The organism is Streptomyces phaeolivaceus, from assembly GCF_009184865.1.
Taxonomy (GTDB): Bacteria; Actinomycetota; Actinomycetes; order Streptomycetales; family Streptomycetaceae; genus Streptomyces; species Streptomyces phaeolivaceus.
In genome coordinates this window covers 2791864-2804848 of the sequence record NZ_CP045096.1, presented here as the reverse complement: position 1 = coordinate 2804848, position 12985 = coordinate 2791864, and the positions used below count along the sequence as shown (strand labels likewise).

10 protein-coding genes are annotated in these 12985 nt (G+C 73.1%); 4 read left to right on the top strand and 6 right to left on the bottom strand.

The window, feature by feature from the left end:
• Positions 1 to 42 precede the first annotated feature (42 nt).
• From F9278_RS13105 to F9278_RS13095, 3 genes are all read right to left on the bottom strand, one after another.
• Positions 43 to 1527 carry a carboxyl transferase domain-containing protein gene (locus tag F9278_RS13105; RefSeq protein ID WP_152168486.1) on the bottom strand — a complete coding sequence of 495 codons (1485 nt, stop codon included), beginning with the start codon at positions 1525 to 1527 and terminating at the stop codon, positions 43 to 45.
• Between the two features lie 15 nt (positions 1528 to 1542).
• Entirely contained in the window at positions 1543 to 3015 is a 1473-nt protein-coding gene (locus F9278_RS13100; protein ID WP_152168485.1) for an acyl-CoA synthetase, read from the bottom strand.
• A gap of 66 nt (positions 3016 to 3081) precedes the next feature.
• Positions 3082 to 4338 (bottom strand): SLC13 family permease, encoded by a 1257-nt coding sequence (locus tag F9278_RS13095; protein WP_152168484.1) that lies wholly within the window; start codon positions 4336 to 4338, stop codon positions 3082 to 3084.
• Between the two features lie 230 nt (positions 4339 to 4568).
• Here F9278_RS13095 and F9278_RS13090 point away from each other — a divergent pair, with 230 nt between their 5' ends.
• Entirely contained in the window at positions 4569 to 5279 is a 711-nt protein-coding gene (locus tag F9278_RS13090; protein WP_152168483.1) for a FadR/GntR family transcriptional regulator, read from the top strand.
• Positions 5280 to 5331: 52 nt separating this feature from the next.
• Here the strand turns inward: F9278_RS13090 and F9278_RS13085 are convergent, their stop codons facing one another.
• A complete protein-coding gene (locus tag F9278_RS13085; RefSeq protein ID WP_152168482.1) occupies positions 5332 to 6435 on the bottom strand; it encodes a MerR family transcriptional regulator in 1104 nt (367 codons plus the stop codon).
• A 280-nt stretch (positions 6436 to 6715) separates the two neighbouring features.
• Here F9278_RS13085 and F9278_RS13080 point away from each other — a divergent pair, with 280 nt between their 5' ends.
• The 3 genes from F9278_RS13080 (at position 6716) to F9278_RS13070 (ending at position 11294) form a co-directional block, all read left to right on the top strand.
• Positions 6716 to 7531: a DUF3152 domain-containing protein gene (locus tag F9278_RS13080; RefSeq protein ID WP_152173836.1), complete on the top strand. Its 816-nt coding sequence runs from the start codon at positions 6716 to 6718 to the stop codon at positions 7529 to 7531.
• Positions 7532 to 7623: 92 nt separating this feature from the next.
• Positions 7624 to 8493: an ATP-grasp domain-containing protein gene (locus F9278_RS13075; RefSeq protein ID WP_152173835.1), complete on the top strand. Its 870-nt coding sequence runs from the start codon at positions 7624 to 7626 to the stop codon at positions 8491 to 8493.
• 152 nt (positions 8494 to 8645) lie between these two features.
• Positions 8646 to 11294: a LuxR C-terminal-related transcriptional regulator gene (locus F9278_RS13070; RefSeq protein WP_152168481.1), complete on the top strand. Its 2649-nt coding sequence runs from the start codon at positions 8646 to 8648 to the stop codon at positions 11292 to 11294.
• Here F9278_RS13070 and F9278_RS13065 read toward each other — a convergent pair.
• Both F9278_RS13065 and F9278_RS13060 read right to left on the bottom strand, forming a co-directional pair.
• Complete coding sequence (locus F9278_RS13065) at positions 11272 to 11706, bottom strand: ATP-binding protein (RefSeq protein ID WP_152168479.1); 435 nt, start codon at positions 11704 to 11706, stop codon at positions 11272 to 11274. The two genes, F9278_RS13070 and F9278_RS13065, sit on opposite strands and share 23 nt — an antisense overlap.
• Complete coding sequence (locus tag F9278_RS13060) at positions 11703 to 12623, bottom strand: MEDS domain-containing protein (RefSeq protein WP_152168478.1); 921 nt, start codon at positions 12621 to 12623, stop codon at positions 11703 to 11705. Before F9278_RS13060 ends, F9278_RS13065 begins: the two co-directional genes overlap by 4 nt.
• Positions 12624 to 12985 lie beyond the last annotated feature (362 nt).

Here is a 12985-nt window from a genome sequence, read left to right as displayed (position 1 = left end):
GTACGGGTGGTTCGGCGCGGGACGGCGGGTCGCTGCGACCTGTCAGGGGGGTGGGTGTGGTGTCGCCGGTTCGACGATTCCTCGTACGACGCCCAGCTCCACCAGGTCCTGCGGGCGCAGCCGGAGTTCGTCCGCCGTCGCCGGGGCCTGGTGTGCGGGGCGTTTGAGGATCGCGGCTGCCGGTTCCGGGGCGATCACCGAGAAGTAGCTGTCCGGGGTGGCCCAGGTGTTGTCGGGGGCGGCGAGGGCGAGGGCGCCGCCGGAGCCGCCCTCGCCGATGAGGAGGGTGGTGAGCGGGGTGCGGGCGGTGGCGACGGTGGTGAAGAGTTCGGCGATGGCGGGGCCCGCGCCCTGGCGTTCGGCCTCGGCGTCGTTCGCGGCGCCGGGGGTGTCGATCAGGGTCAGTACGGGGATGCCGAGGCGGTCGGCGAGACGGATCAGGCGGGTGGCGGTGCGGTAGCCCGCCGGGCGGGTCGGGGTGCCGCACTGGGCGGCGTAGGCGATGGTCCGGCCCTCGTGTTCGCCGAAGCCGCAGAGCATGCCGGGGTCGGTGCCGCCGGCGCGGTCCCCTCGCAGGGGGGCTCGGCGGGTGAAGTAGGTGTTCAAGTAGGTCTCGGCGTGCGGGCGTTGGGGGGAGCGGGCGCGTTGTACGGCTTCCCATCCTGTGGTGGGGAGGGGCGCCTTTTGGGCTGGGGGTGGCTGTGTTTCGGCGCCTGCGGGTGCGTTGTGGCTGGTCGCGCCCCGCGGCGGAGCCGCATATTGATACAGCCCCGCGCCCCTGGAAGGCACGGGCCGCGCCCTGTGCCTTCCAGGGTGCCGGAGGGCTTGGGGTGGGGGTGCCGGGGCCGTGGAAGGGGTGGTCAGGAGGTTGAGGTAGAGGGCGAGGGTGTCGCGTAGGGCCGTCGGGGGGATCACCGCGTCGATCGAGCCTGCCGTGAGTTGGGATTCCGCCGTGTAGGCCGTGGGGTCGGCGTCCGGGGGGCGGACTCGGGAGCCGGCGAAGGCCACCTGGGCCTCGGGGAGGGCCAGGGTGATGTCGGCGCCGGCGCCGAGGGTGGCCCAGCCGCCGCCGGTCGTCGGGTCGCGCAGGATGGAGATCTGGGGCAGTCCGGCCGCCCCCGTCAGCGCCGACTCCCGGGCCACGCGCTGGAGTTGGGTGAGGGCGCGCATGCCCTCCTGCATACGGCTGCCGCCGGTCGCGACCAGGGAGACGACCGGCAGCCGGTGGGCGCGGGCGTAGGTGTGCGCCGCCTCCAGCCGGTCGCCGGTGCGTTCGCCGAGGGAGCCGCCGAGGAAACCGAACTCGAAGGAGATCAGTACGGCCGGTGTGGGGCCGATCGTCGCCCTGCCCCACACCACCGACTCCTCCTCGCCGGTGCGCTCGGCCGCGCGGGCCCGTGCGGCGTCGTAGCCGTGCCAGGCGAGGGGGCCGTCAGGGGTGTACTCCCTTTGCGGGGTGGGGAGTTCGGTGAAGTCGTCCGTCAGGGAGGCGATGGCCTCGCGGGCCGAGTCGCGCCGGTCGGTCATGCGTCCTCGGCCTCCTCAGCCTTCGGCCTTGAGTGCTCGCTTCATGATCTTTCCCATGTCGTTGCGGGGGAGGGAGGAGAGATGGTGGACGGTGCGGGGGCGCTTGTGGGGGGAGAGGTGGGTGGCGACGTGATCTGCCAACTCTGCCGAGGAGGGCGGGGATTGGGGGTCCGCCGGGACGATCCACGCGACGACGCGTTCGCCGAGGTCGGGGTCCGGTTCGCCGGTGACGGCGGCCTCCCGTACCCCCGGGTGCTCCAGGAGCGCGTTCTCGATCTCGCCCGCGCCGATCTTGTAACCGCCGCTCTTGATGAGGTCGGTGGCCTTGCGGCCGACGATGCGTACATAGCCGTCGGGGTCGCGGACGGCCATGTCGCCGGTGCGGAACCAGCCGTCGGAGGTGAACGCGGCGGCGGTGGCGTCGGGGCGGTTGAGGTACTCGGTGAAGAGGTTCGCGCCGCGTACCTGGATCTCGCCGACCGACTCGCCGTCGTACGCGGTGAGGGGTGTGCCGTCGTCCTCGACGAGCCTCAACTCCACGCCCGGCAGCGGGAGTCCGACCGTACCGGCGCGGGGTTCGCCGTCGGCGCGGACGCTCGTGTTCATCAGGGTCTCCGTCATGCCGTACCGCTCGATCACCCGGCGGCCGGTCGCCGCCGCGATCCGTTCGTGGTCGTGCACCGGCAGCGCGGCCGAGCCGGAGACGAGGAGGCGGGCGCGGCCGAGCGCCTTCGCCAGGTCCGGGTCGGTGGGCAGGGTCTCCGCGATGCGGTGGTACATCGTCGGGACGCCGAACAGCATCGTCGCGCCGGACGACAGCTCCCGGGCGACGGCCGTCGTGTCGAACCTGCCGAGGTGACGGACCGCGCCGCCGCGCCGCAGCGGGCCGAGGATGCCCAGGATCAGGCCGTGCACGTGGAAGAGGGGGAGGGCATGGACCAGTACGTCGTCGGCGGTCCACCGCCAGGCGTCGGCCAGCGCGTCCAGGGTCGTCGCGACGGCACGGCGGGGGATGACGGCGCCCTTGGGCGGGCCGGTGGTGCCGGAGGTGTAGACGATCAGGGCCGGGGACTCGTCGGAGGTGGTCGGCTGGTCGGTGGGGGCGGGGGTGCCGCCGGTGTCGTGTGCGACGACGTCGACGTCGACTCGGTCCAACTTGCGCAGGGTGTCCGGGAGTTCGTCGGACGGGGCGGTCAGGACCAGGGTCGGGGCGCTGTCGGAGAGGATGTGTCCGAGTTCCTTCTCCCCGGACTTCGGGTTGAGGGGTACGGCGGGGACGCCCGCCCGTAGCGCCGCCACGACGGCGACCGCGGTCTCCAGCGTGGGGGTCGCCCAGACGGCGACGCGGTCGGCGCCCTTGAGCCGGGCGGCCAGTGTGTCGGTGACGGCCGTGAGTTCCGCGTACGTCAGGGAACGGTCGCCGAAGCGCAGGGCGGGCCGGTCGGGGGTGAGGGCTTCGCCGGTGAGGGCCGGGAAGAGAGAGGACACGTCTCGTACTCCTTGGTTGTCGCCGTTCGAGGTACCGCTGCGGGCGTACCGCTGCCGCCTATCTGACTACCCGAAGCCCGGGACCACCAGCACCAGCCACACCACCGCGGGGACCACCGCCACCACGATCCCTCCGTAGATCATCAGCTGGCGGAAGAAGCGCTCGCGGTCCACGTCCGGTGCGGCGGCCAGGACGAGTGCGCCGTTCGTGGAGAAGGGGCTCACGTCCACGACCGTCGCGGAGACGGCGAGCGCGGCGATCATGCCGACCGCGCCGATCTCGCCCTGCGCCAGGAACGGTACGGCCAGCGGGATCAGGGCGCCCATGATGCCGACGGAGGAGGCGAAGGCGGAGACGATCGCGCCGATGTAGCAGAGGAGCAGGGCGGCGAGGAGGGGGACGCCGATGTCGCCGACGCCCTCGCCGGCCCAGGTGATGGTGCCCATCTCGTCGAGTACGCCCACGTAGGTGAGGACGCCGCAGATGAGGAGGACCGTGGACCAGGCGATCTGGGTGACGGCCTTGCGGCTGTCGTCGGGCCAGACGGCGCTGAGGAGGGCGGCGAGGGTGACCGCGGTGAGGCCGGCGTCCAGGTCGAACGCGAGGACCGCGACGACCAGGGCGAGGAGGGAGGTGAGGGTGGCGACGCGGGCGGGGGTGAGGGCGGTCTCGGTGGCGTGGGCTTCGGGGTGCTCGGGGGCGGTGTCGGCTGGTTGTCTCCACAGTTTCAGGCCGCCGAACAGGACGAACACCACCCCCGCGATCACGAGGTTGGCGATGAGTGACGTCAGGAACAGGGCTGTCTCGTTGCCGGGGAGGTTCTCGCGTTCGACGATGCCGTTGACGATCGTGCCGTAGATGCTGATCGGGGAGAAGCCGCCGCCCTGGGCGCCGTGGACGACCATCGCGCCCATCAGGAGGGGGCTGATGCCGTAGCGCGCGGCGAAGCTGAGGGCGATGGGGGCGACGATCGCGACCGCGGCCGGGCTGACCGCGCCGATCGCGGTGAGCGCGCCGGTGAGGAAGAACATCACCCAGGGGATCAGCGCCACCCGGCCCCGCACGAGCCGGATCGAGGCATGCACCAGCCAGTCGGTCGTGCCGTTGGCGCGGGCGATCGCGAAGAGGTAGGTGACGCCGACGAGGACGACGAACAGATCGCCGGGGAACCCGGCGAAGATGCCGTCCGCGTCGAGGTCGGCGACGAGTTCGCCCACCCCGAAGGCGGCGGCGAAGGCGAGCGCGCCCATGTTCACGGAACGGGTCGTGGCGATGACGAACACCGCGGCGAGGACGAGGATCGAGATCAGTTCGGGGGACATACGGGCTCCCGTCGTCGGTTCCCGGAACGGCCGGGGGCGGCTGCCCATGGAGGGGGGAGTGGTCGAGTGGCTGAGCCACTTACGGTTGGTCAGCGTGGGGGCGTACGACGGTGGAGTCAAGGGGTCGCGCAGGAATTGGCTCAGCCACTCGTCCACCGGGCCACTGGCGCGGGCCGGTGTTACGCTCCCGACGAGCTCTCCACGAGCGGCGCCGGACGATTGGGGGAACCGTGAGCGACGCCCTGCGCCCCATGGCCAAGCAGCGGCTCTACGAGCAGGTGCTCGACCGGCTGCGGCAGTACGTCACCGAGGGCGGGCTGACGGCCGGGGACCGGCTGCCGCCCGAACGGGACCTGGCCCAGCGGCTGGGGGTGAGCCGGGCCTCGGTCAAGCAGGCCATCGTGGTGCTGGAGGTCCAGGGCCTGGTGGAGGCGCGGCACGGCGGCGGTACGTATCTCGTCCGGGACAGCCTCGACGTCGAGCCGGTCGAGGAGATGGTCGAACGGCGCCGGCGGCTGCCCGATGTGCTGGAGGCCCGCGAGGCGTTGGAGACGAAGCTCGCCGAACTGGCCGCCGAGCGCCGTACGGAGGACGACCTCGCCGCGATGCGGGACGCCCTCACGCACATGGCCGGGGAGATCGAGCGGGACGGGCACGGCGTCGAGGGCGACCGGCTGTTCCACGCGGCGGTCACGGCCGCCGCGCACAGCAGTCTGCTCGCCGAGTTCATGCGCTCCATCGCCGACCAGATCGCGGAGAGCCGCACCGAGTCGCTGCGCCAGCCCGGCCGGCCCGAACGCTCCCTCGCCCAGCATCAGGCGATCCTCGACGCCATCGCCGCCGAACAGCCACGACAGGCGGCGACCGCGATGCGCCGCCACGTCCGGACGGTCGCCAAGGTCCGTCTGCTCGACTGGGACCCGGGCGACCCGCCTTCCTGAGCGCTGCCGGTACTACAGCTCGCCAGTCTCCACTTCAGCGGTACTCCAGTGCTCAGGTTCTCTGGCCCGCGCGCACCACGTCCGCCACCACACAGCTCACGTTGTCCGGGCCGCCCGCGGTGTTCGCCTCGGTGACGAGGGCGTGCACGGCCGCCTCGGGGGTCGGGGTGGTGGACAGGGTGTGCTGGAGGGCCGGGTCGGGGACGACCGTGGAGAGGCCGTCGGAGCAGAGGAGGTAGCGGTCGCCGGCGTGGGCGTCGTGCAGGCGCAGATCGGGGGTGGCGAGGGACTCGTCGGTCGTCAACGCCTTGAGGAGCAGCGCGGGTTGGGGCTGGGCGGTGGCCTCCTCGGGGGTCAGACGGCCCTCGTCGATCAGCGACTGGACGACGGTGTGGTCGTGGGTGATCCGGAACAGTTCGCCGTCGCGCAGCAGATACGCGCGGGAGTCGCCGATGTGCGCGAGGGCGAGGCGGGAGCCGGTCCAGAGCATCGCGGTCAGGGTGGTTCCGTCGTCCCCGCTCCCCACGACCTCCCGTACGGCGGCGGTCGCGCCCCGTACCGCGTCCTCCAGCAGGTTCAGCACGCTGCCCGCGGGGAGGGTGTCGCGGTCCAGGGTCTTCAGCGCCTCCACGGCGGCGGCGGAGGCGGGCGCCCCGGCCGGGCCGAAGCCGTCGGCGACGGCGAGGACCCGGGTGCCCGCGTAGGCGGTGTCCTGGTTGGCGGCGCGGACCAGGCCGGTGTCGGAGAGTGCGGCGTAACGGAGTTCCAGCATCGCGGTGTCCTGCGTCGCGGTGTCCTTCATCGAAGTGTCCTCCTCGGACGTGTGGGTGAGGTGGTCCACGAGGAAGGTCGCCAGGTCGCGCCGGGACGCGGTCTCGGCCTCGACGCCGGCCCAGTACGCCCGGATCTCCCGGGCCGCCGGACCCGGCTCCAGCGCGCACACCGTACGGATGCGGGCCAGCGGCATGCCGAGCCGGCGCAGCCAGGCCACCAGCCGGGCCTGTTCCAACTGCTCGGCGGCGTAGTAGCGGTAGCCGGTGTCCGGGTCCACCCGGGCGGGCCGGAGGAGATCCAGCTCGTCGTAGAGCCGCAGCGCCTTCGGTGACAGTCGGCTGGCCTTCGCGAAGGCCCCGATCGTCAGCGTCTTCCTTTTCATGTCCCTCCCTCGTGCCGCTCTCGATGCTGGGGCTTCACCGAAGGTCAAGGTCAAGGCGGTCGTCAAGGAGAGGGGCGGGCGGGGGTGCGGAGTCACGTCAGGCATCCGTTATCGTTTCGTGATCGACTCGGCCACATCCGATCACATACCGATCGCACTCTGAAGGAACATGACCGCGCACAAGGCATCACGCCCCCGCAGCCGCGACCGCAACCGCCGCCGGAGGAGGAAGGCGCCCGTGCCGCGCACGAGAGGGCCGTTGTGGGGCGGGCTCGGGGCCGTGGCGGTCGTCGGTGTCGCCGGGTTCGCCGCGGTGGGCTGGATGTCCGGCGGCACGGGCGAGTTAGCCGGTGGGGCGGGGGCCTCCGCGTCCGCCGAGCCCTCGCCCGAGCGGTCCCGCCGCTCACCCGGCCCGAGCGCGAGCGCCGGCGCGTCCCCCGACCCCTCCTCCTCGCCCCGCCCGTCCGGCTCGTCCGGTTCGTCGCCGAGCGCGTCGGGGTCCCCGTCACCGAGCGGCTCCCCGGTCACCATCCCGAGGACCGGGCCGGGCACGTTCACCAAGGCCTCCGGCGGCAGCGCCAAGGTGGGGAAGGGCACGCCCCTGCGCTACCGGGTCGAGGTGGAGGACGGGTTGTCGCTGTCCGCCGCCCGCGTCGCCGACGAGGTGGAAAGCGTCCTCGCCGACCCGCGCGGCTGGACCGCCGACGGCGAGTCGGCCTTCCAGCGGGTCTCCGGCGGCGCCACCGACTTCGTCGTCAAGGTCGCGACCCCCGGCACCGTCGACGACGTCTGCGGCCGGTTCGGACTGAACACCCGCGGCGAGTTCAACTGCAACGTCGGCGACAACGTCATGGTCAACCTCGAACGCTGGGAACTGGCCACCCCCGTCTACGCCGACGACGTCACGGCCTACCGCGCCCTGATCATCAACCACGAGGTCGGCCACTTCCTCGGCCGGGGCCATGTCACCTGTCCCGGTGCGGGCAAGCCCGCCCCGGCGATGATGCAGCAGATCAAGGGCATGAAGGGCTGCGTCCCCAACGTCTGGCCGTACGACAGGGAGGGCCGGCTGATCACGGGGCCGTCCGTACCCTGAGGGGAACGGACATACGAGATACGACATGGGAGTGCTCCGTGGCCCGCACAGCCGCCCCCCGTACCACCGCCCCCCGCCCCGCCGCGCCCCGGATGGCCCTCGCCACCTACGACCCCGGGGCGGAGCCGAGCCGTGACCGGGATCTGGCGGTGCTGGCGCGGGCGCTGCGGGACGCCGGGGCCGACGCGGCGGCCGTGCACTGGGACGACCCGGCGGCCGACTGGGCCGGGTACGACCTGGTCGTCATCCGCTCCACCTGGGACTACAGCTGGCGCGCGGCCGAGTTCGCGGCCTGGGTGGCGAAGACCGGCGAGGTCACCCGGCTCGCCAACCCGGCCGACGTCGTGCGCTGGAACACCGACAAGCGGTACATCGGGGATCTCGCGCGGGCCGGGGTGCCGGTCGTGCCGACGGCCTATCTCGCGCCGGGCGACCCCGTCGAGGGCGCGCTGCCCGTCGCGCACGAGTACGTGGTGAAGCCCACCTCCGGCGCGGGCGCCCGGTTCGCCGCCCGCTACACCCCCGACCTGTGGGAGACCGCCGTACGGCATGTCGAGCGGATGCACGCCGAGGGGTTCACCGCGATGGTGCAGCCGTTCGTGACGAGCATCGACACCGAGGGGGAGCGGGCCCTGCAGTTCTTCGGCGGGCGACTGCTGCACGCCAGCCGCAAGGGGGCGGTGCTCACGCCCGGCACGGCGTACGACGCCGACAAGATCGCTCACCCCGACCTGGTGCCCTGGACCCCGACCGAGGCCGAACTCACCGTGGCCGAGCGGGCGTTGGCCGCCGTACCGGGTGCCCCCGAGCTGCTGTACGCACGCGTCGACCTCGTCACCGGGGAGGACGGGCGGCCGTGTGTGATGGAGCTGGAACTCGTCGAGCCGAACCTCTTCCTGTGGCTGCACCCCGAGTCGCTGCCCCACGTGGTCGACGCGATCCTGGCCGCCGCCACCCGCTGATCCCGCCACCCGCAGACCTCGCAAGCCCCCTCACCCGATGACAGGCCCCCTCACCCGATGAGGCGGGAAATCCACGAAGCGGGCGTCGCGCCCGTGCCCGCTGCCTACCCTTCGGGGTTACAACAGCGCGTACGGGAACCACAACTGAGGGCGTGACCAGCATCGTGGGCGGATCGGAGCCGCGGCGCACTTCCGGTTTCCCGGCGGAGCTGACGAGCTTCGTGGGGCGACGGGACGAGGCGGCCGATGTCAGACGGTTGTTGTCGGCGGGCAGACTGCTGACGCTGACAGGACCCGGCGGGGTGGGCAAGACCCGGCTCGCCGGACATGTGGCGGGACAGGTCGCACGGGCGTTCCCGGACGGCGTGTGGCTCGTTCCGCTGGCCGCGCACAGCGACGAGGCGTTCGTCCCGCACGCCGTGAACGACGCGCTCGGCGTCCGCAACGAGACCGTACGGCCCCCGCTGGAGATCCTCGTCGACCATCTGCGCGAGCGCCGGTTACTGATCGTCCTCGACAACTGCGAGCATCTGCTGCGCAGTTGCGCGATCCTCGCCCAGGCCGTGCTGGCCGCCACCGAGGGCGTACGGATCCTCGCCACCAGCCGCCACCGGCTCGGGCTCGCCGGGGAACAGCTCTTCGAGGTGCCGCCGCTGCCCGCGCCCGCGCCGGAGGAGCTGAGCCCCGCCACGAGCGCGGCGGCGGTCGAGTCCTTCCCCGCGCTGCGGCTGTTCGCCGACCGGGCGGCGGCCGTGGTGCCCGGCTTCACCGTCGGCGAGGCGAACCAGCAGGCCGTGGCCCGGCTCTGCCGCCGCCTCGACGGGCTGCCGCTCGCCATCGAACTCGCGGCGGTCCGGGTGCGCGCCCTCGGCGTGGACCAGCTCGTCGAACGCCTCGACGACCGCTACCAGCTCCTCACCTGCGGCAGCCCCACCTCCGCGCCCCGCCATCGCACCCTGCGCTCCGCCGTCGACTGGAGCCATGAACTGTGCACCCCGCAGGAGCAGTTGGTGTGGGCGTGGCTGTCCGTGTTCGTCGGCGGCTTCGACCTCGCCGCCGCCGAGGCCGTCTGCGCCGGGGAGGACAGCGGGACCGGGGAGCGGATCGCCCCGTGCGCCGTGCTGGACGCCGTCGCCGGACTCGTCGACAAGTCGGTGCTCGTCCGGGAGGAGCACGCCGGCCAGGTCCGCTACCGGCTGCTGGTCTCCCTGCGCGACTACGGACTGGAGAAACTGCACGACCTGGGCGAGGCGACCGACACCCGGCGACGCCACCGCGACCACTTCGCACGGCTCGGCGCCGAGTACGAGCAGGCCTGGTTCGGCCCCGACCAGGTCGAGATCACCGAACGCATCCGGATCGACCAGGACAACTTCCGGGCCGCCCTCGACTTCTGTCTCACCACCCCCGGCGAGGCCCAGCACGGGCTGCGGCTGGCCGCCGGGCTGTGGTTCCACTGGGTCGCGGGCGGCATCTGGGGCGAGGGCCGGCACTGGATGGACGGCGCCCTGCGCGCCGGGGCCCGACCCGACGCCGGTCTGACCCGTGCCATGTGGGCGGGCGCCCTGACCTCCCTGGTGCACAGCCGCTCCGCCGCCGTCCTGGCCGGCCTCGACCCGGTACGGACCGCAGCCGCCGCCGACGCGGAACTCCCGGTGCCCGCGCCCCCGCCGGTCCCCGCCGGTGCCCTCGCCCCGGTCCGGGCCCGCGCCTCCACCGTCTTCGTCGTCCTCACCCGGGTCGAGCTGGCCTGCTCCCTCGTCAGCCGGGGCCGCGCCGCCGAGGCGATCCCGCTGTGCGCCGAGGCCGTCGCCCTCTGCGAGGCCCACGGCGAACAGTGGGCCCGCTCCTGGGCGCTGCGCACCCTCGCCCTCGCGCACTGGTCGGCCGGGAGCTACGACCGGGCCGCCGAGCACGCCCGCGCCTGTCTGCGGCTGCCGTACACCGTGCGCCAGTACCAGAGTCTCGCCCGCACCCTCGATCTGCTCGCCGCCGCCGAGGCCCTCGCGGGCGACGCCGAACGGGCCGGGGTGCTGCGCGGCGCGGTCGACCGCATCTGGCACGACATCGGCGGCAACCCCATGGACGCCCTCCGGCCGGGCCGCCCCCGCGCCGCCGAACACCACGCCCGGCACGCGCTCGGCGACCACGCCTACGCCCTGGCCCAGCGCCGGGGCGGCCGTCTCACACCGGAACAGGCCGTCGCGTACGCGCTGGGCGAGCCGGGGGAGAGCACGGCCCCCGGGGCGCGGGCGGGCGGCCGGCGGGAGGGCCCGGCGGCGGCCTCGCGGACGGGCGGGCGGACGGGCGGGCGGCGTACGGTCCCGGCCGCCGCGCCGAGACCGGACGGCCGACGGGACGGCTCGGCGTCCGGATCGGGAGCGGCCTCCGGCGCGGCGGCCGGGGCCGCCGTGGGCCGGAACCCCCGGCTTCTCCCGTCGGGTCTCCCGACCGGCCCGCACGCAGGCTCCCTCGAAGGCGCCCACGAGGGCTCCCTCGAAGGCGCCCTCCCGGCCGGGGGACCGGCCCACACCCACGCCCACCCCCACGCCCATGCCCTGGCCTCGGCGAAGAGTCCGGCCCACGTCACCGCCCCGGTCGCCGACCCGGTGCCGCTCACCCGCCGTGAACTCCAGGTCGCCGCCCTCGTCGCCCAGGGCCGTACCAACAAACAGATCGCCGACCATCTGGTCATCGCCCGCCGCACCGCCGAGGGCCACGTCGAACGCATCCTGGTGAAGCTGGGTTTCCACAATCGCAGTCAGGTGGCGGCCTGGTTCAGCGCGCGGGCGGGACTGTGACGGGCAGCGGGACCGGGAGCGTACGCACCGGGTTCGGCAGCGGGGCCGACAGCGTGACCGTGGCGCCCCGGGGTGTGCGGTGGCCGCCGATACGGCCGGGGGCGCCGAGACCGGCGATCAGCGACTCGGCGAGCCGCAGCCCGTGCCCGTCGTCGTGCGGTCCGGCAGCGGGGGCGGCCCCGTCGTACGTCACCTCGCAGCGCAACTCGCCTTCCAGCACACGGAGTCGGATGACAGCCGGGCCGACCCCGTGGACCACCGCGTACGTACAGATCTCCAACGCGGCCTGTGTGAAGGCGCCCTTGGCGGTGGTGGTGAACCGGGCCCGGAGCGCGGCCTCCTCGACCAGCGCGCGCACCAAGGGGAGTTCGGCCTGACGGAACTCGCTCCGCAGTCGCGGCCCCTCGCTCACCCGGCCTCGCCCCCGTGCCCCTCACCCTCCACGCTGACCAGCAGCTGCGGCACCTCACCGGCGCCCAACTGCTCCAGCACCAGCCCCAGCAACTCGCCGCAGCGCACGGTGACTTCACTACCCGGAGGGAGCGACGCGGCGAGGCTGATCAACTGCCAGGCGCAGTGGGCCTCCATGAAACACAGGTCCCGCAGGTCGAGGACGAAGTGGCTGGGGCCCGAGGCGCCCCGCCGCTCCAGCGCCTCGCGCAGCGCCTCGACGAACTCGGTGCGGGTGCTCAGCTCGGCCGTACCGGCGATCCGTCCGCCGTCCGGGGTCTCGGTGACCTCCAGGGAGTCGAGGCGTTCCATGACCCGCATCGGATGGACCTTGCCGACCCGGTCCGTCAGCTCGTCGTCGAAGCGCTGGCGGTCGTACCAGCAGATCGCGGTGAACAGCGGGTCCGCGAACAGCGGTGCCACCGAGGCCTCGTAGTCGAGCAGCCGGTCGTGGCCGAGGTTCATCCGGGGCGCCCAGCTCATGTCGGCGGTGACCCGCAGCCCCGCCCAGCCCTCGTCGCAGGCACGGTCGACCTCGGAGGCGTAGGTGTCGATCGTGCGCCGCTCCTCGAAGCGGCCGTCGGGGGCGTAGATCTCCGTGTTGCGTTTGAGCGACAGCTGACCGCCGGCCCGAGCCGCCACGACCTGGCCGCTGCCCCGGTCCAGCAGCGCGACCACCTCGTCGTCGCTCAGGTCGTCCGGGTCCATGACCAGCAGGACCTTCTCGCCACGCGCCAGGCTCGTCCGGGTGTAGGCGGTGAACACCTTCCACGGCGACTCACCGGCGCCCTCGATGTCCGCCGGCCCCATACACGCGTGATCCCCCAGCCGCAGCCGCTCGACGGGCACGGTGCGCTCCGCGCGGTGCTGGGTCGTCATGGGACAGCCTTCCCGTGAGGATCTTCCCGTGAGGGCCGGGACTCTGCACGGACAGTAGGCCCATACGCCATGTCACCGGCCGGATGATCGCCAATCTTCCGCTTCGGCACCGTTTTTGGGATTGTTGGCGACTCGGCTGATCGCTCGCGTAAGTGACCTGACATCGTACGACCGCGCAGCCGGTCAGCGAGAGGAGCACACGGGCCACACCAGCCGGACAGGGACGTCGACCGCCCGGGGCATGTCCTCGGGGACGGTGTCGGCGATCAGCCAGCCGTAGCATGTGGGGTGTTGGGGAGTGCGCGGACTCATGCCCGCAGAAGTCTTCCTGGGCGCACCATCGCCCGTTTGGCGTACCGTTC